This is a genomic window from Umezawaea tangerina, assembly GCF_003002815.1.
GTDB classification, from domain to species: Bacteria; Actinomycetota; Actinomycetes; order Mycobacteriales; family Pseudonocardiaceae; genus Umezawaea; species Umezawaea tangerina.
The window spans coordinates 50,491-71,820 of record NZ_PVTF01000025.1; the positions used below are offsets into that span (position 1 = coordinate 50,491).

18 protein-coding genes are annotated in these 21,330 nt (G+C 70.4%); 10 read left to right on the forward strand and 8 right to left on the reverse strand.

What is annotated here, in order from left to right:
• Window positions 1-248 precede the first annotated feature (248 nt).
• From CLV43_RS45875 to CLV43_RS45895, 5 genes are all read left to right on the forward strand, one after another.
• Window positions 249-1,172, forward strand: coding sequence for a heme o synthase (locus CLV43_RS45875; protein WP_106196864.1), 924 nt, complete (start codon window positions 249-251; stop codon window positions 1,170-1,172).
• A gap of 390 nt (window positions 1,173-1,562) precedes the next feature.
• Window positions 1,563-2,432, forward strand: coding sequence for a vWA domain-containing protein (locus CLV43_RS45880; protein ID WP_106196865.1), 870 nt, complete (start codon window positions 1,563-1,565; stop codon window positions 2,430-2,432).
• Entirely contained in the window at window positions 2,429-3,154 is a 726-nt protein-coding gene (locus CLV43_RS45885; protein ID WP_146175162.1) for a protein phosphatase 2C domain-containing protein, read from the forward strand. Before CLV43_RS45880 ends, CLV43_RS45885 begins: the two co-directional genes overlap by 4 nt.
• A complete protein-coding gene (locus CLV43_RS45890) occupies window positions 3,151-4,995 on the forward strand; it encodes a serine/threonine-protein kinase (protein ID WP_106196867.1) in 1,845 nt (614 codons plus the stop codon). The genes CLV43_RS45885 and CLV43_RS45890 overlap by 4 nt, the downstream gene beginning before the upstream one ends.
• A gap of 41 nt (window positions 4,996-5,036) precedes the next feature.
• Window positions 5,037-7,895 (forward strand): AAA domain-containing protein, encoded by a 2,859-nt coding sequence (locus tag CLV43_RS45895; protein WP_106196868.1) that lies wholly within the window; start codon window positions 5,037-5,039, stop codon window positions 7,893-7,895.
• Window positions 7,896-7,974: 79 nt separating this feature from the next.
• On the opposite strand, the gene CLV43_RS45900 is transcribed toward CLV43_RS45895, so the two are convergent.
• From CLV43_RS45900 to CLV43_RS45915, 4 genes are read right to left on the reverse strand one after another with little or no spacing between them, the layout of a single operon-like run.
• Entirely contained in the window at window positions 7,975-8,829 is an 855-nt protein-coding gene (locus tag CLV43_RS45900; RefSeq protein ID WP_106196869.1) for a p-hydroxycinnamoyl CoA hydratase/lyase, read from the reverse strand.
• 56 nt (window positions 8,830-8,885) lie between these two features.
• Window positions 8,886-9,533: an HD domain-containing protein gene (locus CLV43_RS45905; protein WP_106196870.1), complete on the reverse strand. Its 648-nt coding sequence runs from the start codon at window positions 9,531-9,533 to the stop codon at window positions 8,886-8,888.
• A gap of 50 nt (window positions 9,534-9,583) precedes the next feature.
• Window positions 9,584-10,231 (reverse strand): hypothetical protein, encoded by a 648-nt coding sequence (locus tag CLV43_RS45910; protein ID WP_106196871.1) that lies wholly within the window; start codon window positions 10,229-10,231, stop codon window positions 9,584-9,586.
• A 5-nt stretch (window positions 10,232-10,236) separates the two neighbouring features.
• A complete protein-coding gene (locus tag CLV43_RS45915) occupies window positions 10,237-11,244 on the reverse strand; it encodes a hypothetical protein (RefSeq protein ID WP_106196872.1) in 1,008 nt (335 codons plus the stop codon).
• Between the two features lie 220 nt (window positions 11,245-11,464).
• Between CLV43_RS45915 and CLV43_RS45920 the strand changes: the two genes are divergently transcribed.
• Window positions 11,465-12,064 carry an FKBP-type peptidyl-prolyl cis-trans isomerase gene (locus tag CLV43_RS45920; protein WP_106196873.1) on the forward strand — a complete coding sequence of 200 codons (600 nt, stop codon included), beginning with the start codon at window positions 11,465-11,467 and terminating at the stop codon, window positions 12,062-12,064.
• A 64-nt stretch (window positions 12,065-12,128) separates the two neighbouring features.
• Here CLV43_RS45920 and CLV43_RS45925 read toward each other — a convergent pair whose 3' ends face one another.
• Window positions 12,129-13,100: a quinone oxidoreductase family protein gene (locus CLV43_RS45925; RefSeq protein WP_106196874.1), complete on the reverse strand. Its 972-nt coding sequence runs from the start codon at window positions 13,098-13,100 to the stop codon at window positions 12,129-12,131.
• A 26-nt stretch (window positions 13,101-13,126) separates the two neighbouring features.
• Window positions 13,127-14,740 carry a DUF885 domain-containing protein gene (locus tag CLV43_RS45930; RefSeq protein ID WP_245887524.1) on the reverse strand — a complete coding sequence of 538 codons (1,614 nt, stop codon included), beginning with the start codon at window positions 14,738-14,740 and terminating at the stop codon, window positions 13,127-13,129.
• A gap of 88 nt (window positions 14,741-14,828) precedes the next feature.
• Between CLV43_RS45930 and CLV43_RS45935 the strand changes: the two genes are divergently transcribed.
• Window positions 14,829-15,134 carry a hypothetical protein gene (locus CLV43_RS45935; protein ID WP_106196875.1) on the forward strand — a complete coding sequence of 102 codons (306 nt, stop codon included), beginning with the start codon at window positions 14,829-14,831 and terminating at the stop codon, window positions 15,132-15,134.
• Window positions 15,131-16,018, forward strand: a complete 888-nt coding sequence (locus CLV43_RS45940; RefSeq protein WP_106196876.1) for an ATP-grasp domain-containing protein — start codon at window positions 15,131-15,133, stop codon at window positions 16,016-16,018. Before CLV43_RS45935 ends, CLV43_RS45940 begins: the two co-directional genes overlap by 4 nt.
• A 104-nt stretch (window positions 16,019-16,122) precedes the next feature.
• Here CLV43_RS45940 and CLV43_RS45945 read toward each other — a convergent pair whose 3' ends face one another.
• Window positions 16,123-17,718 (reverse strand): solute symporter family protein, encoded by a 1,596-nt coding sequence (locus CLV43_RS45945; protein WP_106196877.1) that lies wholly within the window; start codon window positions 17,716-17,718, stop codon window positions 16,123-16,125.
• A 3-nt stretch (window positions 17,719-17,721) separates the two neighbouring features.
• Complete coding sequence (locus CLV43_RS45950) at window positions 17,722-18,153, reverse strand: DUF485 domain-containing protein (RefSeq protein WP_106196878.1); 432 nt, start codon at window positions 18,151-18,153, stop codon at window positions 17,722-17,724.
• Between the two features lie 330 nt (window positions 18,154-18,483).
• Here CLV43_RS45950 and CLV43_RS45955 point away from each other — a divergent pair, with 330 nt between their 5' ends.
• Together CLV43_RS45955 and CLV43_RS45960 are read left to right on the forward strand one after the other, a co-directional pair.
• Window positions 18,484-20,901, forward strand: coding sequence for a sensor histidine kinase (locus CLV43_RS45955; RefSeq protein ID WP_106196906.1), 2,418 nt, complete (start codon window positions 18,484-18,486; stop codon window positions 20,899-20,901).
• Window positions 20,898-21,329 (forward strand): roadblock/LC7 domain-containing protein, encoded by a 432-nt coding sequence (locus tag CLV43_RS45960; protein ID WP_106196879.1) that lies wholly within the window; start codon window positions 20,898-20,900, stop codon window positions 21,327-21,329. Before CLV43_RS45955 ends, CLV43_RS45960 begins: the two co-directional genes overlap by 4 nt.
• The last annotated feature ends 1 nt before the right edge of the window (window position 21,330 follow it).

Sequence of the window (21,330 nt, forward strand, 5' to 3'; positions counted from 1 at the left end):
TCTCCATCGATACAGTCGACCTGTTCCCGCGGGTTCCCTCGTCCTCCTCCCAGCCTAGTCCCGAGGGTCCGCGCATGTGATCTGAGCGCGGACGACACGACTGTGCGTGTCGGCACAAGGTGGTAAGGAGTCATACGGACGAGGCTGTTGATCTGTTCAGGTGCGACCGGGGCGGCCCCGGTCGGGTGTGACCGGTGGCACGCGGTTACGATTCCGGCATCCCCGACCTGGTAGAGGAGCGCGACGCGATGAGTGCCGTCACCGAGGCCCCGACGCGGTCGCCCCGACAGGTGGTGGGCGCCTACGTGGCGCTGACGAAGCCCCGCGTGATCGAGCTCCTCCTGATCACCACGATCCCCGCGATGCTGCTCGCCGCCCGCGGCGTGCCGCCGCTGTGGCTGATCGCCTGCACGCTCGCCGGTGGGACGCTCGCGGCCGGCTCCGCGAACGCTCTCAACTGCTACGTGGACGCCGACATCGACTCGGTCATGAAGCGGACCACGGCCCGCCCGCTCGCCCAGCAGACGATCCCGCCGCGCAACGCCCTGGTGTTCGGCGTCGTCCTCGGCGTGCTGTCGTTCGCGTTCCTGTGGATCACCACGAACCTGATGTCCGCGGTGTTCGCCGTGGCGACCATCCTGTTCTACATCTTCGTCTACACGCTGGTGCTCAAGCGGCGCACGTCGCAGAACATCATCTGGGGCGGCATGGCCGGCTGCATGCCGGTGATCATCGGGTGGTCCGCGGTGACCGGCACCGTCGGCTGGCCCGCGCTCGTCATGTTCGGCGTCATCTTCTTCTGGACCCCGCCGCACACGTGGGCGCTGGCGATGAAGTTCAAGGAGGACTACGCGCGCGCCGGGGTCCCCATGCTCCCGGTGGTCGCGACCGCCCAGCAGGTGACCCGGCAGATCGTGATCTACTCCTGGATCACCGTCGTGTGCACGCTGCTGCTCGCGCCGGTCACCGGGTGGATCTACGTGGGCGTGGCCGCCGTGTCCGGGGTGTGGTTCGCGGTGTTCGCCCACAAGCTGCACAACGTGGTCCGGCGGGGCGGGTCGACGAACACGATGAAGTTCTTCCACATGTCGAACCTGTACCTGATGTTCGTGTTCTGCGGCCTCGCCGTCGACGCCGTCGTCGGCCTGCCCATCCTCGGGTGGCCGTTCTAGTCCTGTCGTCCGGTCGGGGTTCACCACCTCAACACCTGTGCCATGAGGGTCGCCCGGTCCATTCGGGCGGCCCTCATGGCATGTTCGCGATTCCAATCAGGACGGTGACCGCCGGATTCGCGGGCATGGCCATTCGGGCGAATTCTGGCTTCGTTTATCCGCAAAACTGCGTAGACCCTGACGGGTTCCTCTGGTTCCGCGCTCGGGGTTCGCCGGTGGCAGAGGCTTTCTTGTTGTGTGTGGTGTGCAGGGAACTGTTGCCGCACAACGGTTCCCTGTCGCACGATAGCGACGCGCGCATTCCTCGAGTTACCGTCGGGTATTCCGATCAAGGCCCATTTCGGCCGGCTACGATCAGGTGATCGTCGGTACCAGTCTTGGGAGCTCTTCTTGTACTCGGCCGAAATCAATCGCAAGCAGCCCGCTCTGCTGCTGATTCTCGTCGACCAGTCGTACTCCATGTCGGAACCGTGGGGCACCAGTGGTCAGTCGAAGGCGAACACCCTGGCGCTGGCGGTCAACCGGCTGCTCGGCAACGCCGTCCTGCAGTGCAGCAAGGGTGACAACCGCGTGCACGACTACTTCGAGGTCGGGGTGGTCGGGTACGGCGCGGACATCACCCTCGCGCTCCACGGCGCGGACCCGGCGCGTCCCGTGCTCCCCATCGGTGAGGTCGCCAGGAACCCGCGTCGTGTCGACCAGGTGATGCGGAGGATGTCCGACGGCGCCGGCGGGATCATGGAAGTGCCGATGAACGCGGCCGTGTGGATCGACCCGGTCACCAACGGACCCACGCCCATGGTCGAGGCGTTCCAGACCGCCGAGAAGGTCGTCTCGGCGTGGTGCCACCTGCACCCGACCAGCTTCCCGCCCATCGTCATCAACCTGACCGACGGGGTCAGCACGGACGGCGACCCGTCCGCCGCGGCGGAGGCGATCCGGTCGGTGGGTACCGATGACGGTCAGGCGCTGCTGTTCAACCTGCACCTGTCGGCCCTCGCCGCGGGTGAGGTGGTGTTCCCCAGTTCCGCCGCCACCTTGGTCGACCGGCATGCGTCACACCTGTTCGAGATGTCGAGCGTGCTGCCGGCGCAGATGGCCGAGGCGGCGTCCGGTCTCGGGTACGGGATCACCGAGGGTGCTCGCGGGTTCCTCTACAACGCCCAGGTGACCTCGGTGATCGACTTCTTGGACATCGGCACCCGAGCGGTGACCCCGACGGGGTTGAAGGAACTCGGCGGCGGTGACCCGACGTCGTGAGCACGCGTTCGACGCGGACGAACGGGGCGGTGTTCCGCGCCACGACGAGGACCACGGGCAAGCGCGACGGCCTGCCCCACGAGAACGAGGACAGCGTCTCGGTGAACGCCGAGGAGGGCTGGTTCGCCGTGTCCGACGGAGCGTCCACGGCAGCTCGTTCCGAGGTGTGGAGCGGGCTGCTGACGAGGGCTTTCACCCGTGGTGAGGATCCGTTCGACCCCGTGACGACAGCCAGGCTGGGCAGTGAGTGGTGGGAGGCCGTGTTCGCCCCGGACCTGCCGTGGTTCGCCCACGAGAAACTGGTCCGGGGATCCGCGGCGACGCTCGTCGGGTTGCGCCTGTCGGGGCACTCCTACGAGGCGACCGCGATCGGCGACTCCTGCCTGTTCCACATCAGGGAAGGTGCGCTCCTGCTCGCGGCCCCGCTGGACGGTTCGGCGCGGTTCTCCCGCTTCACCCCGTTGCTCGGCACCGGTGTGGACGGTGGTCACGCACCGGACGACGTGTGGTCGGGTCGGGGGGAGTTCGTCGACGGGGACCTGTTCCTGCTGGCCACCGACGCCGTCTCCAAGCGCCTGCTCCGCCACCACGAGGAGCACGGCACCCTCTGGCCGGTCTGCGACCACGTGTCCGACGACGAGGTGTTCGCCGAGTTCGTCGAACGCGAGCGCGACCGGGGGCTGGACAACGACGACTCGACGGTGTGCGTGGTGCGCACGTGAGGCTGCCCCAGTTCATCGACTACCAGCAAGCCGTCCAGTTCCCGGACAAGCTGTTCGTGGATCCCGCCCTGCGCCGCGGACGGGTCAAGCTCGACCAGCTCGGTGGACCGACGGCCGCCACCGGCGGATTCGCCATCACCTTCGACGTGACGGTCGACCGCACCCGGTTCGCCGTGAGGTGCTTCCGCAGGCTCGGCGACCACTTGGAGCGGCGCTACTCCGAGATCGCGGAGTTCATCCGCGTCAACCGGGCGGGCATGGACTTCCTGGTCGACGTGGAGTACCAGCACGAGGGCATCCGGGTGGACGCCGGTGTCTACCCGATCGTGCGCATGTCGTGGGTCGACGGCACGAGGCTGGACAGCTGGGTCGACGACCACCTCGCGGAACCCGACGCGCTCGACGACGTGCGGGCGCAGTTGGCCCGCGCCGTGCGGTCGATGAGCACGGCCGGAGTCGCCCACGGCGACCTCCAGCACGGCAACGTCATGGTCGACTCGGGTGGTCGGGTCAGGCTCGTCGACTACGACGGGATGTACCTCCCGGCGCTGGGCGGACTCGGTGTCCAGGAGGTCGGTCACCGCCATTACCAGCACCCCGAGCGAGGCGGCAGCTTCGACGCGAGCTTGGACCGGTTCTCCGCGGCGGTGATCGACCTCTCGCTGGACGCGCTCAGGCTCGACCCCGGACTGTGGTCGGAGTTCAACAACAGCGACAACCTGATCTTCGTCGCGGAGGACTTCGCGTCACCGGAGAAGTCGGCGCTCTTCACCGAGCTGCTGGGCAGGGCACCGCTCGCGGAACGCGCCCGTCGGCTTCGGGACGCCTGCGGAGCGGAGTTCGCCGCGGTGCCGTCGATCCTGGCCGGTGATCGGGTGGCAGGTGGCCCCTGGCGTTCGCGGGCGGCCCGAGTACGTGCGCCGGAGCAGGCGGTGGTGGCCGCGACCGAGCGGGAGGCGTTGCTCGGTCACCTCGGCGACGAGGTCACGGTGGTGGGCCGGGTCGTCGGGGTCAAGCAGCTCATCACGAGGTTCGGGAAGCCGATGACCTTCGTCGACTTCGGCGACTACCGGCGGGGTGACTTCGGGGTCGTCGCATTCGAGCACGTGTCGGCCCAGCTGAAGACGGCCTTCGGCGCCGACCTCGGCCGGTTGAAGGGCTCCTGGGTGTCGGTGACCGGGATGGTGACGCCGTACAAGCCGGACAAGCACGGCACCAGGGTCACACCCCAGATCCAGCTCAAGCAGCTGCGCGCGCTCAGGTCGCTGGACGAGGACAGGGCCGCCGACCTGCTTGCCCCGAAGGTCGAGCCGTCGGTGCACGACGAGCCGACGCTCGGCCGTCCGCAGAGGGAGGACCGGCCCCGGCCCAGGACCGATCCGCCCGCGGACGGCCTCTACCGCTGGTCGGCCCCGCCCGAGCAGCCGTCGGGCGGTCCGGTACCGCCCGAGCAGCTGTCGGACGACATCGACGAAGGCGTTTCACGCCTCTACTCGACACCGGGGTTCGTGTGGTCACCTGCCACTCCGGCACCGCCCCGGTCTGCGCGGGAGACACCTCGACCCGCGGCGGCGCAGCCCGCCCCACCGCGTCAGCCGTCCCCCTACCGGTTGTCGAACCCGCCTCGGCCCGCCTCGAACCCGTCCCGGTCGGGGCCGGCGAACCAGCAACCGCCGCAGCACTTCCCGCCGCGGCCGCCGCAGAGCCAACCGCCCCGGCCGCAGAGCCAACCTCCCCCACCGAGGCAGGCCTCGCCGCCGCCGTTCGTGCCGAGGCCCGCGTACCGGCGCCCCGTGCGGCTGTCCTGGTGGCAGCGGTTGCGCAGGCGCATGGGGATCTGACAGCGGTGCGGACTTCGAGCGGCAGGAGGTAGGACGGGCGGATGGTGGCGGGCAAGAGGAACCACCCGGTCGACGACTTCCTCCGGGCGATCGGGAACGAGATCGAGGCGCAGCTGGCGGGCAGTGGTCCGGGGGACGGCAGGATCGGGTTGAAGGACGGCCTGCTCGTCGGTGTCGACGGCTCGGAGTTCGACTACGTGTTCTCCCCGGTGAAGAAGTGGGAGGCCGACGCGGGGGACAGGTTCCTCGTCCGCTCGTCGGCGTCACGGCGACGATGGGAGCGCGCCACCGTCGCACCCATGCCGGACGGGAAGGTCCGGGTCACCACCGCGGCCGAACTGGGCAGGACTCCCGGCACCGTGCAACTGGCCAAGGACGAGACCGGTTCGTCCGAGCTGCTGGCGGGGCGCGTGTCCGGTGTGAGCGGTTCGGTGAACCGGGCCACGGCCGACCTGGTCCTCGGTGAAGGAGCACCGCGCATCGGTCGGTGCGCTGACGTCGACCGCCTCATCCACGGCTACCGCGCCCTGGCGCTCAACACACGGCAGAGGATGGCGATCGAACACGCGCTGGCCAGCGATGTCACCTTCATCTGGGGGCCACCGGGAACGGGCAAGACCGAAGTCGTCTGCCGGATCGTCGAGGGCTGCCTCCGCCAAGGGCTGAAGGTGCTCTTCCTGGCCCCCACCAAGATCGCCGTCGATCAGGCAGTGGAACGGCTCTGCGTTCTTCTCCAGCACGAGGAGGGGTTCGACACGGGGCTGCTCCAACGACTGGGGGAGATCGAGTCCCGTTCGCTCGTCGACGGGTTCGGGCCCTGCGTCAGTCCGGACATGATCGTGGCGAAGCTCGCGAGGGAGATCGACGAGCGCGCCGCGGCGGTGGAAAGCAGGGGGGACCAGGTGCGTGCGGGCATCGATCTGCACGCCGCACTGTCCGACACCGCGCGGCTGCTCGGCGAGGAGCGGGACCGCCGGACCGACCTGACCCGCGGTGCCGTGGCAGGAGGTCAGGTCGACGGGGAGCTGGAACGGTGCCGGAGAACCATCAAGGCGCTGGAGCGGAAGCTGGCGGAGTGCAGCGCCGCGGTGAGCGCTGTCGAACCCCTTGCCGGACTGCGTGATGTCGACGCGCGGATGACGAGGGAGCTGGCCGCGATCCAGGACGAACGCCGTGCGCTCGTCGACGCCGTGCGCGAGCGACGTCGAGTGGTCGCCACCACGGTGGCCAAGGCGATCCAGTCCCGTCCGCTCATGGACACCGTGGACGTCGTGGTCATCGACGAAGCGGGCATGGTCGCGTTGCCGTCCGCGTGGTGCGCCGCGGGTCTCGCGGACAAGCGGGTCGTCATCGCGGGCGACTTCCGGCAGTTACCCGCGGTCACCCACGGCTCGACCAGCAGAACGGCGACCGCCGAGGACCAGCGGCACTCGCTCACGTGGATGGACCGGGACGCCTTCACCGCTGCCGGACTCGTGGACCCCGACGGCGCCGCCCGGTCCGACTCGCGGATGATCTGCCTGGACTCCCAGTACCGGATGCGGCGCGCGATCTGCGCGGTCGTGAACGAGGTCGCCTACCCGGACTCCCCGCTGCGCACGGAACGGGACGACGTCAGCAGGCTCCCGGGATCAAGGCTGATCAGCGGCTCCCTGGTGCTCGTGGACACGACGTCGCGGAGGATCCCCTACTCCGCGAGGCGTCGCAACGCGCACAAGAGCAACATCGTCCACGAAGCCGTGGTCCACGAACTCGTGCGCGGTCTGCAGTTCGACTCCGTGCTCCCCACCCGGAAGCGAACGGACCTGGCGCGCGGCGAGCGCGCCACAGACCGCATGGCCGTCATCGTTCCCTACCGGGACCAGGCGAAAACGCTCCGGAAGAGCCTCGCTCACCGCTTCGGCGAGGAGTACGACGGGCTGGTCGACACCGTCCACCGGTTCCAGGGCAGCCAACGGCCCCTGGTCGTCGTCGACACGGTCGCGGGCGCGGGCGACAAGCCGGGGTGGTTCTACGAGCAGAAAGGCCTTTCCTCCGCGACCTGCCGTCTGCTCAACGTGGCCTTGAGCCGTGCGCAGGACCACCTGGTGGTGATCGCGGATGTCGACTTCCTCCGCCGTGCCGTGCCCGCGGACAGCGAGGTCGCCCGGTTGGTCGACCACCTGGTCCGGCACGCGGACAGGCTGGCCGTCGACGACCTGGTGCCCGTCCGCGCCGCGGCCGACCTGGCGGGCATGACCGCCGACGAGCTCGCCCGACCCGCGTTCTTCCCCGCCGACGAGGTGGAGCGCGCCCTGGTCTGGGACTTCGAGCTCGCTCGACGTCGAATCGACGTCTACTGCCCGTTCCTGGACCGACCTCCGGTGCGCAAGTGGTTGAAGCGCCTGGAACGGCGGATGCTCGACGGGGTGGTTGTCGCCGTGCACACCCGGCCGCAGGACGAGGGGTCGTCCGCCGCGGGCCTGGTGGACGAACTGCACGCCGCGGGGTGCCAGGTGGTGTTGCGCGAGCGGATGCACGAGAAGGTGGTGGTGATCGACGGCACCGTGCTGTGGCACGGGTCTTCCAACCTGTTCGCGAACACCGGCCCCACCGACCTGATGATGCGGATCACGGATCCGGCCGCGTGCGAACAGGTCACCCGGATCATCGCCTCCGCCCGCATGGAACGCCCTGCCCGGCCGAGGTGGCCACCTCGGCCGACGTCATCAGGGCCGCCCGTCGCGGTGGGTGACGTGCTCAACGGACGCCTGTACCTGAACGTTCCTCGCGGCGAGAAGGACGAGGCGAAGGACCTCGTGGAGGCGCGGTGGGACCGTGACCGCGGGCTCTGGCACGTCGACGCGGACACGCCGCGGGCGAAGGTGCGCCGATGGCTTCCCGGCGAACCGGGGGTGTGAACCGAAGTCGGGCGGCCACCAGGTCCGGCCCACGACCCGCCGCGGACGGCTCCGGTTGTCGGAGCCGTCCTGGTGCGGGTCAGGGGGTCGGTTGGTCGTCCTCGAAGGACGTGAGGCCGGGGCGGTAGGACTTGTCGTCGAGGAAGCGGGAGAGGCCTTGGGCCTTGGCGTGGGCGGGGTCGTGGCCGGTGGTGGCGTCCAGTTTGGCGTAGAGGTAGTCCTCGGCCTGGTCCCAGGACATCTGCTGGACCTTGCGGAAGCCGATCTTGGCGGCTCGGAGCACCGTGGGGTTGGTGGTGGCGAGCTTCCTGGCGATCTCGGTGGTGCGGTCCTTGAGGCGGGTGGCGGGGACGGCTTCGTTGACGAGGCGCATGGCGGCTGCTCGGCGGCCGTCGAAGGTCTCGCCGGTCATGATGAACCAGAGGGCGTCGCGCGAGGGGACGGTTTCGGCGAGGGCGCGGGAGACGAGGCCGCCTGGGGGGATGCCCCAGTTGACCTCGGAGAGGCCGAAGGTGGCGTCCTCGGCGGCGATGGCGAGGTCGCAGGCGACCAGGGGGGTGAAGGCGCCGCCGAAGCACCAGCCGTTGACCATGGCGATGGTCGGCTTGATGAAGTTCATCAGCCTGCGCCACTGCCACTCGCTGGACTGGCGCCTGACCCTGGCCTCGACGTGGCTGGGGGCGGAGTCGACCTCGCGGAAGTACTCCTTGAGGTCCATGCCCGCCGACCACGAGTCGCCGCGGCCGGTGAGCACGACCACGCGGACGGACTCGTCCGCCTCCAGCTCGTCGAGTGCGCGGCCCATCTCCTGGTTGAGGGTGGGGCTCATGGCGTTGCGCTTGTGCGGCCGGTCGAAGTACAGCCAGCCGATGCCGTGGTCGTCGACCTCGATGGCGACGGTCTCGTAGGTCCCGCGATTGCCGTTGGGGTGCATTGTTGTCCTTTCCCCCACCGCACCGACCCCGCGAGGCCTCCGAACGGGCCACGGGATCAGGGCACGGCGGCGAGCAGATCGGTCACGCACGGGTCGTCGAGTGATTCGACGATGCACTGCCACAGTTCCAGGTTCGCGGTCGCCCAGCGGGTGTAAGTCGCGGCCGCTTCGGGGTCGTAGAAGTAGTAGCCGTCGTCCTGCTTGTCCTGCTGCTCGCCGACGATCTTGTGCGCGAGCTCCCGCAGGGTGATGCCGTTCTCCAGGAGGTACTTGTGGGCGAGCACCACCGGTGTCACCGGCAGGGCCTTGAACAGGGTGTCCGCGTCGGACAGGGCCTGCGCCTCCGGGGAGATGTCGCGGTGGCGGGTGCGCATCTCGGCCTCGTCGACGATCCGGTCGATCCACCCCGCGGTGGAGTCGTCCACACCGGCGTCGGCGAGGATCCTCATGCGCAGGTCGCTGCCCTCGGCGGCGGGCGAGTTGCGGCGCACGACGTAGTTGACGTCGTGCACCAGGGCGGCCACGTGCACCACGTCGACCTCGGAGCCGTTGCGCTCGGCGAAGTGCACCGACTTGTCGCGCACGAAGCTGACGTGGTGCCAGCCGTGGAACTGCAGTTGGGGAGCGAGGCGCGTGCACAACTCCCGCACGCGCCGCTCCACTTCGGTCATGGCCTTGGTCGAAAGTGCGTTTCGGACACGCATCGGAGCCCTCCCAAGCCGGGTGGGCCGATGGTAGGTCTCGGTGGTGATCCTTAGAGCTGCTTCGTCAGTTCCTCCCACCGCGACTCGACCGGCACGTGCCGGTGGCTGGACCGCGTGTCCGGGTCGAACGAGAGGCTCCACGGGCGCACCGCACGGGACTTGACCAGGAACGTCATCGTGTCGTCCTCGGCCCGCGGGATGCGGTGGAACTCGTGCGCCAACATCGTGCCGGAGGCCCCCGCCGGGCACTCCGTCCTGCGCAGCAGGCCGGTGGACAGGATGGCCGTCCCGTCGCCGTCGAGCCGCGCCTCGTACCGCTCGTGCAGGTAGGAGCCCGACAGGATCGTCGTGCAGAAGTGGTACCGGTGGTTGTGCACCGAGTCGGCGTACCCGTGCCGCCAGTCCCGTTGCGGTTTGTACTCGTGCAACCAGAACGTGAACGGCTCGGACGGCTCGTCGCGCAGGCACCACGCGAAGTGCGTGGTGGTCTCGCGCGACCTCGCGACGACGCGGGTCCTCTCCTGGGGCGGGAGGGCGCGCAGGTGCTCGCGCAGCCGCTCCCGCAGCCCCGGTTGGGCGGCCCACGCCCCGAACAGCGGCCCGATGTCGGACCACCGGTCGGCGGCAGGGGGGCCGGCCGAGGTGATCCGGGACGCGAGTTCGGTGATGGTGGCCAGCCCGGTCAGGTCGGTGGGCACCGCTATCAGCTCCCCAGCTGAGCAGAGGCCGAGAATTCCCGGCGGAATGTGTGGAACTTCTCCTCGAACGAACGGAAGTCGCTGTCGGACAGCGACGCACCGGTGATCTTCTCGAACAGCGCGGAGAACTCCACGCGGGTCGTGTTCGGTCCGATCACGAAGTGCTGCCCGGCTCGGGATTTGCTGACCCGGAGGAACTCGGCTCTTTCCATCCCGTACAGGAATGAGCCTTCCGAGAAGCGCAGCGTCCGCGGGTACAGCCGGAGCGCACCCGCGCCGGTGTTGCTGTAGAGCGTGAGCCACGCGCTGTCGTCGAACAGCTCCAGTCGGTCGACCGGCGGGTCCGAGACGATCGTGACGTCGATCCGGCTGCACCGGCCGCGGGCCAGGAACAGGCCCACCAGACCGATGGAGATCTGCTCGCGCAACCGGGTCTGGATGCCGTCGTAGTCGCCGTCGGCCCCCTCGTTGCGCAACAGGTACCTCGCCCGGTCGCCGATGGCGCTGCCGTCGCGCGGGTCCGCGAGCACCGCTCGCAGCTCGCACTCCGACTGCGACAACAGCAGCCTGCTGGCCGCGTACCTGCCCGCGAAGCCGCGGAAGCAGTACAGCCGGGTGCGGTCGAGGTCCTGCATCATGAGCTGGTTGAACGCCGGGTCGGGCTTCGCGGTGGGCTCGAACACGTGGCTGGGGAAGAACTCGCGATCGAGCGCGCGGTACTCGGCGGTCAGCTCCTGCAGCGCCTTCCGGCTCTCCTCGACGACGGGGGTGACGAGCGCGCGCTGCGTGGCCGAGCTGGTCAGCAGGGTCTGCCCGAAACCGACCACCGCGGAGATCATGGTGCCGGTGCCGATCGAGGTCAGGAAATTCTTGAACGTACCGGGATCCATACCGCTGGAAATGATCAGGCATATGCCCGAAGTGACGATAAGGCTCAGCAGGAGCAGGCCTGTTCGGGTCCAAAACAATTCCTGCAACAGGTTGCTGCGGATGCCCCTGGCGTCCGCGGACACAAAGTCACCTCCTGGGTGCTCATCCGAATGGATGAATGCGTTCGGTATCCGTCTGAGTGCGAGGAGTCACTGTACGCGCAGGTGTGAACGTACGAAAGCCGCAATTAGTGGCAGATAACGCACGTTGTTTTCGACGGTCGAACGCGCACGGTGAACGGCGTTGGTCCACCGGTGGGCCTGGGCGTCAGTCGGTCGGACGCTCCACCTAAGCTCCGCAACCATGCGTACTGTCGGCCGTACGGCCCTGATCCTCGTCACCCTGTTGTCCGCCGGGCTCTCCTCCGTCGCGTGCACGGCAAGCGATCGACCGTCCACCCTCACCAGCGGTGCCTCGACCCCCGCGCCGCAGGCGACGCAGCCGACCAGCCCCGAGACGCAGCGCAGCGCGGTGTCGCCCGCCAGCGGCCCGCCGTGCTCGCCGGACGACTTCAAGGTCGCGGGCGCGCTCGGCAGCAAGCCGACCATCACCGTGCCGACGGGCTGCAAGCCGCAGGACGGCCTCGTGGTCAAGGACATCGAGGCGGGCACCGGTCCGGAGATCAAGTCCGGGTCCACGGCGTCCCTGCACTACGTGCTCGCGACCTTCAGCGACCAGAAGACCCGCGAGGCGTCCTGGGACCAGGGCAAGCCGTTCGACCTGGCCAACATCGGGCAGGCGGCCGTGATCGACGGCTGGAACGAGGGCCTGATCGGCCTGAAGCAGGGCGGCCGCCGCCTGCTGGTCGTCCCGTCCGACAAGGGCTACCCGCAGGGCCAGGGCTCGATCCCGCCGGGCGAGACGCTGGTGTTCGTGGTCGACGCCGTGCAGGTCTCCGGCTGACGCGGAACCGCTCGTGCGGAGGGCCCGTCGACACCGGTGTCGACGGGCCCTCCGCCGTCGCGGGTCAGGGGATCAGCAGCAGCTTCGCGGTGGTCCGCCTCGCCTCGAGGTCCTCGTGCGCCTTCCGGGCCTCCGCCAACGGGTAGCGGGCGCCGACGGCGACCTTGAGCGACCCGTCGGCGACGGCCGCGAACAGCTCGCCCGCGCGCCACTCCAGCTCCTCGCGGGTCGCCACGTAGGCGCCGAGCCGGGGGCGGGTCAGGTAGACCGAGCCCGCGGCGTTGAGGCGCTGCGGGTCGACCGGCGGCACCGGGCCGCTGGCACCGCCGTAGAGCACCATGAACCCGCGCGGCTTGAGCGAGGCCAGACCGCCGTCGAACGTGTCCTTGCCGACGCCGTCGTACACGGCGTTGACGCCGACGCCGTCGGTGAGGCGGCGGACCTCGGGGGCGAAGTCGACCTCGGAGTACCGGATCACCTCGTCCGCGCCCGCAGCGCGGGCCAGCTCCTCCTTGGCCGCGGTCGACACGGTGGCGATGACCCGCGCGCCCCGCGACTTCGCCAGCTGCACGAGCAGCTGGCCGACCCCGCCCGCCGCGGCGTGCACCAGCACGGTGTCGCCCGCGTGGATCGGGTAGGTGGACGTGACCAGGTAGTGCGCGGTCAGGCCCTGGAGCATGGTGGCGGCCGCGGTCTCGTCGTCCACGCCCTCGGGCACCGGCACGGCCTGCTCGGCCGCGACGAGCACCTGCTCGGCGTAGCTGCCGGGCGACTCGTGCCACGCCACCCGGTCGCCGACGGCGAACCCGGTCACGTCCGGCCCGACCGCGGTGACGGTGCCCGCGCCCTCCAGGCCGAGCGCGAGCGGCAGCTCCAGCGGGTACAGGCCGGAGCGGTGGTAGGTGTCGATGTAGTTCACCCCGGCGGCGGCCACCGCGACCAGCAGCTGGCCCGGCCCCGGCTCCTTCGGCTCGACGTCGGTGAGCTCCAGCACCTCGGGTCCACCGGTCGAGCGCACGAGCACTGCCTTGGGCATAACGGTCCCCATTCTCGTCTTCTTGTTCATCCGCCGAGCGCCACGCGCCGCGCGAGGCCGAGCGGCAGGGCGCCGGAACCGGCGATCGTGTCGTGGAACTGGCGCAGGGTGCCCCTGCCCGCGGCGAGGTAGTCCGCCCTGATCCCCTCGATCTCCAGCGCGCCGGTGAGGTAGGACGGGGCCTGCGTTGGCCACGCGCAGTACCGGGTGACCTCGCCCTTGGCCGTGCCCGGCGTGAGGGACGCCTTGGTAGTCATGAACTCCTCGGCCTCCTCGGGGGTCTGGTCGCCGCAGTGCAGCGCCGTGTCCACGATCATGCGCGCCGCGCGGAACAGGCGCGCCTCGAGGTGCGCCAGCTCCTTCGCGGGCTCGGTGAAGTAGCCGTGCTCGCGCAGCAGCTTCTCCGCGTAGAGCGCCCAGCCCTCGGAGAAGTACGGCGTGCGCAGCACCTTGCGCACCGGCCGGTCCTGCGCGGCCAGCCACGACAGGTGCCAGTGGTGGCCGGGGTAGGCCTCGTGGACCGCGACGGACGCGAGCTGCGCTCGGGAGTTGGTGCGCAGCCGCTGCACGACCTGGTCGGGGGTGAAGTCGTCCGGCGTGTAGGGCACGAAGAAGTGCCCGGTCCTGGCCGCCGTCAGCGGCGGGGGAGACATGTACGAGGCCACCGACAGCACCGGCCGCTGGAACTCCGGCGACGGGACGACCCGGCACTCCTCGCCGTCGGCGAAGGTGACCAGTCCGTGCTCGGCCAGGAACGCCCGCGCCCGCACGGTCTCCGCCTCGTACTCCGCGCGCATGGCCTCCAGGGTCGGCGGGTGGTCGTCCTGCAGCCCCAGCATCACGTCGTGCCAGTGCCGCGGCGCGGCCAGCTCGGCCATCTCGGCCTCGAGCTCGGCGTGCGCGGCGATTCCCCGCTGGTGCAGCTCCGCCGCGCCGTAGCCCAGGACCTCCTGGTCGCGCAGCAGCGTGGAGTACAGCTCCTCGCCCATCCGCCAGTCACCGGTGGCGCGCTCGGCGAGGTCCTCCAGGAACGCCGCCAGCTCGTCGAACGCGGCCGCGGCGGGCTCGGCGGCCTCGGCCAGCCTCGCCCTCAGGTCGGGGTCGACGACCTGCGCGGGCAGCGACCGGGTGAGGAACGCCCGACCGGACCTGGCCTGGCCGACGGCGCGCCGGATGATGATCGGCGCCGCCAGCGCCGGGTCCAGGTTCGCCCGGCACGCGGCGAGCACGGACGGCACCTCGGCCAGCCGCACCACGACCGAGTCCACCAGCTCCGGCTCCGGGCGCAGCCGGTTCAGGAACGCGGTGAACAGCGGGAACAGCACCGGGGACAGGTAGGTCGACGGGTCGCGCCGCCACGCGGGCCAGGCGGCTCTCGCGCGCTGTCCGCGCAGCACGGCGACGAGCAGGTCGCGGTCGACCGACTCCTCCAGGTCGAGGCCGTCGGTGGGCACCGCCTCGAACCGGGCGAGCCATTCGCCCGCCTCGCGCTCCTGCGCGGCGAACCCGTCGGCGCTGAAGTCGCCGAACGTCCGGTCGTGCTCCAGCGAGCCCAGCATGGCGGCATGACCAGGCGAACGGTCGAAGTGCCACGCGAGCACACCGTCGACCAGGCCGGGCAGTGTCTTGTGATCGGTCACGTGCGGGAAGCTACCCCGAGGCGGGTGAGCGCCCCGTCACCCGCGCGAAGTTACCGGCGGGTTCTAGAGTTGGGGCGTGGCTGACGACGTGAAGGACGAAGGCGGCAAGCCCGCCGTGCCCCCGAAGGCGGCGGTGAGGTCGGCGACGGCGTTCGTCGCCAAGCACGGGAAGGGGTCGCGAGCGGTGGTGGAACCGGTCGGCCGCGCGGGTGCGCGGGTCGTGCTCGTGGGTGCCGACGACGGCGCGCTGGGCGACGTGGTGCTGGCCGACGTGGCCACCGCGGAGGCGCTTGTCGAGCAGGTCGCGGACCTGGAGCCCGCCGAGTGGGACCGCGAGACGACGGCGGCGCTGCGGATCGGCCCGGCGCACCGGCGCAAGATGGCGGGCCGGTGAAGGTCTTCCTGGCCTCCTGCGCCGAGCTGCCCGAGAGCGACGGTGACGACGACGCGGTCGTCGACGCCCTCGCGGACCTCGGTGTGCACGCCGACTGGGCGCCCTGGGACTCCGGCGCGGACTTCGCGTCGGCAGACCTGGTGGTGCTGCGCTCGACGTGGGACTACACCGAGCGGCTGCCCGAGTTCCTGGCCTGGTGCGCGTCGGTGCCCCGGCTGGCCAACCCGCTGCCGGTGGTGCGGTGGAACACCGACAAGTCCTACATGGTCGAGCTCGCCGACGCCGGGGTGCCGACCGTGCCGACCACGCTGCTGGTGCCCGGTGACGAGCCGGAGTGGCCCGCGGGCGAGTTCGTGCTGAAGCCCGCCGTCGGGGTCGGCTCGGTGGGCGTGCTGCGGGTGGCCGACGGCGACCGCGCGGCGGCGGACGCGCATTGGAAGGCATTGGACGCCAAGGCCCTGCTCCAGCCCTACCAGGCGACCGTGGACCAGCACGGCGAGACGGCGCTGGTGTTCCTCGGCGGCCAGTACTCGCACGCGTTCACCAAGGGCGCGATGCTCGCCCCCGGCGGAGCCGGAAACCGGACGACGACCGGCGAGCTCGATCCCACGGGACTCTTCGCGGTCGAACGGCTCTCGCCCGCGACCCCGGACGCGGCCCGTCGCCGGGTCGCCGAGGACGCGGTGGACGCGACGGCGAAGCTGCTCGGCGTCCGCCGGGCCGACCTGCTCTACGCCCGCGTCGACCTCGTGACCGGCGCCCACGGGTCGCCGCTGCTGCTGGAGCTGGAGCTGACCGAGCCCTCGCTGGGGTTCCGGGAGACCGACCCCGCCGCGGCCCACCGGTTCGCCTCGGCCATCCGCGCCGCGCTGCGAGACCGCTGAACCACCGCCGGGGACGTCCCGGCGGTGGTTCCACCACCGGCTTCTCGACGAAGCCGCTGTGGTCGGTCCCTAGACGACGGCCCGCCGTCGGGAGTGGACGGTCGCTACTTGAGCCCGGAGCCCAGACCGGTCAGCGCGCGGACCTCCATCTCGGCCTGCTTGACCGGGTCCGCCTTGGACCGGCTGAGCATGGTGCCCAGCCAGCCGCACAGGAACGACAGCGGGATCGACACGACACCGGGGTTGCCCAGCGGGAACCAGTGGAAGTCGACGCCGGGGAAGATCGAGCTCGGCGCGCCGGACATCGCGGGGGAGAAGATGATCAGCACGACCGACGAGGACAGTCCGCCGTAGATGCTCCACAGCGTGCCGGTGGTGTTGAACCGCTTCCAGAACAGCGAGAACAGGATCGTCGGCAGGTTCGCCGACGCGGCCAGCGCGAGGGCCAGCGCCACCAGGAACGCCACGTTCTGCCCGCTGGCCGCGATGCCGCCGACGATCGCGAGCAGGCCGACCACCACGGCGGTCAGCCGGGCGACCTTGATCTCCGAGCGCGGGTCGGCGTTGCCGTGCTTGAGCACGTTGGCGTAGACGTCGTGGGCGAACGACGCGGACGCGGTCAGCGTCAGCCCCGCGACCACCGCGAGGATCGTGGCGAACGCGACCGCCGCCACGACGCCGAGCAGGACCGCGCCGCCGATCTCGAACGCGAGCAGCGGCGCCGCCGAGTTCTCGCCGCCGGGGGCCTTGGCGATGGTGTCCGAGCCGACCAGCGCCATCGCGCCGAACCCGATGACCAGCGTGCACAGGTAGAACGTGGCCATCAGCATCGTCGCCCACACCACCGAGCGGCGGGCCTCGCGGGCGTTCGGCACGGTGTAGAAGCGCATCAGCACGTGGGGGAGGCTCGTCACGCCGAGCACCAGGCTCAGCGCCAGCGACACGAAGTCGAGCTTGGCCAGCGCGCCGCCGCCGTACTTCGAGCCGGGGTCCAGCACGTCCGCGCCGAGCGGGGAGTGCCGCGCGCCCGTCTCCAGGATCGCCGACAGGCTGAAGCCGAACTTGCCGAGCAGGAACACGGTCATGAAGCCGACGCACAGCAGGAGCAGCACGGCCTTGATGATCTGCACCCAGGTCGTGCCCTTCATGCCGCCGAGCAGCACGTAGAGCACCATGACCACGCCGACCACGGCGATGACCACGGCCTGGCCCGCGCGGCTGTGCACGTCGAGCAGCAGCGCCATCAGCGCGCCCGCGCCCGCCATCTGGGCGATCATGTAGAACAGCGAGATCACCAGCGTCGCGTTCGCCGCCGCCGCCCGCACCGGGCGCTGCTTCATCCGGAACGCGAGCACGTCGCCGAGGGTGAACCGACCGGTGTTGCGCAGCCGCTCCGCGATCAGCATCAGGCCCATCAGCCAGGCCACGACCCAGCCCACGGAGTACAGGAAGCCGTCGTAGCCGTGCACGGCGATGCCGCCGGAGATGCCCAGGAACGAGGCCGCGGACAGGAAGTCGCCGGACAGCGCGATGCCGTTCTGCGGGCCGGTGAAGCTGCTGCCCGCCGCGTAGTAGTCCGACGCCGTCGCGTTGCGGCTGCTCGCGCGGTAGACGACGTAGAGGGTGATCAGCACGAACACGGCGAAAACGGTGATGTTGATCGTCGTGTTGCCGCTGGTCGCCGGGGCGTTCGCCTGCACCTTCTAGTCCTCCACGCTCTCGGCGAGGCCGCGCACCGCGCTCGCCTGCGGATCCAGCCTGCGCCGCGCGTACCGCGCGTAGCTCAGCGTCAGCACGATGGTGCTCACGAACTGCAGGAGACCGACCACGATGCCCACGTTGACGACACCGACGACCTTCATGCTCATCAGGTCGTGCGCGTAGGCGGACGCGACGACGTAGGTCAGGTACCACGTGAGGAACAGCGCCGTCGCCGGGAAGATGAATACCAGCGCGCTCCTTCGCAAGGCGGCGAATTCCTCGGTCTGTTGGATGGCGACGAAGTCCGGATAACCTTCGTCGTCCACCAACAACGTCTTGCCGGGCTCGTCGAATGTCGCGAACCCGCGCCCCCGATTAGGGGTCGAGTTAGGGGTCTGCCGCGTTTCTAGGGGATGCGGCACGGCTTTCGTCATCGTGATCCTCCACGGGGATTCCGACGTGCGCCGCTGCCACGCGCGACCGGGAGCCGGAGGCGCACAGCGTAGCCGGGCGTGCCGCTGAGTCAACCGGATGGCCCTGGTCCGTTGCCCGATTGTCCACTTCCGTACCGGCCGGTCTGCGCGGCGTTACGCCATTCGGTGAGAATCTGCCCCGTCGGGCGTTGTCGGCGGCCGACGGCTCGCCTACGATCGTCCGACGACATCGCCACCGCGAATCACGACCCACTACCGAATCACAACAACGATTCAAAACGCGGGTTAACCCGCGTGGTGATCATCAACTACCGACCTGGGGTCTATCCGGTGACTGTGCAGAACCGTGTTCGCTGGCGGTGGGCCACGGTGGCGGACTGGCGCAATTGGCGACTTCCCGTCAAGGTCGCCGCCGTGCTGCTGGTCCCCGTGGCGGTCGCCGTCGGAGCGGGCGTTCTCCAGATCCGCGGTTACGTCGTGCGGGCCGACTCCTACGCCGCCGTCGGCAAGCTGGTCACGCTGCGTTCCGCGATGACCCCGTTGATCACCGCCATCCAGGACGAACGGGCCTTCCAGGCGGGTCGGGCCGACGGCGTGCCGCCCGAGCCGAAGGCCTTCCACGACCGGGGCGCCGTGACGAACCGGGCGCTGGACAACGTCCGCGCCATCGCGGCCGACGCCACGCTGCTCGGCGACGTGTCGGAGTCCCGCTACTCCGAGGTCCTCACCCAGATGAACGGCCTCCAGCAGCTGCGGCAGTCGGTCGACGCCGGGTCGGACGTCTCGGTCGCCGTCGTCTCCTACACCACCGTGCTGCGCACCCTGCTCGACTTCGACCAGGCGCTGGTCAGCGAGTTCGGCGACCCGGCGCTGGCGGGCACCGGCGTCGCGCTGCACAACCTGTCCATGGCGGGCGAGCAGCTCTCGCAGCAGCACGCCGTCGTGCTCGCGGCGGCCACCCGCGGCCGCCTGCTCGACGCCGAGGCCGTGTCGCTGGGCCAGTCGACGCTGCGCTACCAGGACCGGATCACCGACTTCACCGCGCTGGCCAACTCCGACCAGCGGGGGGAGTGGACCGGGATCGTCACCGGACGGGACGTCCAGGCCCGCGAGCGGATGGTCAACGACGCGCGCGCCTCCGCCGACACCACCGGTCCCGGTGACCCGCCGTCGCTGACGTCCAAGGTCCCGCTGGGGGAGTGGGAGTCGGCCTCCCACATCACCGACACGCTGGTCGGCAAGGTGATCAGCGAGCTGGAGGGCGACCTCGCGACGACCGCCACCACGCTGCAGGACGACACCAGCGACCAGGCGGGCCTCACCTCGACCATCCTGCTGGCCTCGCTGCTCGCCGCCGCGGGCATCGGCGTCGTGGTCGGCAACAACATGCTCCGCTCGCTGCTGACCCTGCGGCGCACCGCGCTCGAGGTCGCCCGCCACCAGCTGCCCGCGCTCGTGGCGGACCTGCGTGAGGAAGGCGCGAGCGAGGTCGTCATCGAGCCGGTGGCCGTGCACACGACCGAGGAGTTCGGCCAGCTCGCCCGCGCGTTCGACGCGGTGCACCAGCAGGCCGTCGGCTCCGCGGTCGAGCAGGCCAGGCTGCGCGGCGGTCTGCGCAACACCTTCGTCAACCTGTCGCGCCGCAGCCAGGGCCTGGTCGAGCGGCAGCTGCGGCTGATGGAGGAGCTGGAGCGCAAGGAGGAGAACCCGCAGCAGCTGGCGAACCTCTTCAAGCTCGACCACCTCGCGACCCGGATGCGCCGCAACAACGAGAACCTGATGGTCCTGTCCGGAACGGACGTGACGCGCCGGTTCAGCAAGCCGATCCCGCTGGCCGACGTGCTGCGCGCGGCGGCGTCGGAGATCGAGCAGTACCAGCGCGTCGTCGTGCAGACCACGCCCCAGGTCGAGGTCGTCGGCTACGCCGCGAGCGACCTGGTGCGGCTCATCGCGGAGCTGCTGGACAACGCCACCGCGTTCTCGCCGCCGCGCAGCCACGTGGTGATCGTCGGGCGGCCCCGCAGCGGTGGCGGCGTCGTGATCGACGTGATCGACGAGGGCGTCGGCATGTCCGGGCCCGAGCTGGCCTCGGCCAACGAGCGCCTGCGCTCAGTGGCGACCGACGAGCTGCCCGCGACCCGGCAGATGGGCCTGTTCGTCATCGCCAGGCTGGCCGCCCGGCACCAGGTCGAGGTCACCCTCGTCGACCAGGGCCCGCACCGCGACGGCCTGCGCGCGGTCGTCGGCGTGCCGCCGGACCTGGTCCGCAAGCCCACCTCCGCGCACTCGCCGAGGGTCGTCGACACCCGGCCCGCCGCGGCCCGCGCCGCCGCCGTCGTGCCGGCCTCCCGACCGCGTCCGGCCACCAACGGCGTAACGCCCACCCCGGCTCGGACGACGGAGAGCGAGTGGTCGTCCTTCCGGGGCATGGCCATCGACGACCAGGGCGGCGCGGCGACACCGCGTTCGGTCTGGTTCAAGGGCAAGCTGCCCGCGGGGGAGTCGCCGCGCCACCGGCTCGACGGCCCCCCGGAACCCGAGCCGACCCCCCGGTCCGAACCCGACGGCGAGCTGCCCAAGAGGCGGCCGCGCGGGAACCTCATGGGGGAACGGCCGGCCACCAACGGAGTCGCGCCCGCCCGACGGGACCCGAACGCGACACGGGGCTTCCTCTCGAACTACCAGACGGGAATCCGGCAGGGTGTGCGGGATTCCGGTGATCAACGTTCTGCACAGGAGGATCCATGACTGCTTCGCGGTCTCGCCAGGTGGACCAGTTCGGCTGGCTGATCACCAGCTTCACCGAGCGCGTACCCGGAGTCGCACACGCGGTGGTGATCTCGGTGGACGGTCTGCTGCTCACCGCGTCCGCGGGCCTGCCGGACAGGCGCGCCGACCAGCTCTCCGCGATCGCGGCGGGCGTCACGAGCCTCGCCCAGAGCGCCGCGCTGTTCTTCGACGGCGGGGGCGTGCTGCGCTCGGTCGTCGAGATGGAGCACGGCATCATGCTGCTGATGTCGGTCCGCGACGGCTCGTGCCTCGCGGTGCTCGCCGCGCCGGACAGCGACGTCGGCCAGGTCGCCTACGAGATGACCGTCGTGGTGGACCAGGTCGGCCAGCTCCTCACGCCTGAGTTCCGTGCCGAGCTGCACGGTGCGACCCGCATGTCAGCGTGAG

Excerpts from the sequence above, each read along its gene's own strand:
- CLV43_RS45920 (WP_106196873.1), top strand. The coding sequence starts at position 11,465 with ATGCGTACTGTCGGCCGTACGGCCCTGATCCTCGTCACCCTGTTGTCC.
- CLV43_RS45875 (WP_106196864.1), top strand. The coding sequence starts at position 249 with ATGAGTGCCGTCACCGAGGCCCCGACGCGGTCGCCCCGACAGGTGGTG.
- CLV43_RS45925 (WP_106196874.1), bottom strand. The coding sequence starts at position 13,100 with ATGCCCAAGGCAGTGCTCGTGCGCTCGACCGGTGGACCCGAGGTGCTG.
- CLV43_RS45900 (WP_106196869.1), bottom strand. The coding sequence starts at position 8,829 with ATGCACCCCAACGGCAATCGCGGGACCTACGAGACCGTCGCCATCGAG.
- CLV43_RS45905 (WP_106196870.1), bottom strand. The coding sequence starts at position 9,533 with ATGCGTGTCCGAAACGCACTTTCGACCAAGGCCATGACCGAAGTGGAG.
- CLV43_RS45960 (WP_106196879.1), top strand. The coding sequence starts at position 20,898 with ATGACTGCTTCGCGGTCTCGCCAGGTGGACCAGTTCGGCTGGCTGATC.
- CLV43_RS45895 (WP_106196868.1), top strand. The coding sequence starts at position 5,037 with ATGGTGGCGGGCAAGAGGAACCACCCGGTCGACGACTTCCTCCGGGCG.
- CLV43_RS45950 (WP_106196878.1), bottom strand. The coding sequence starts at position 18,153 with ATGACGAAAGCCGTGCCGCATCCCCTAGAAACGCGGCAGACCCCTAAC.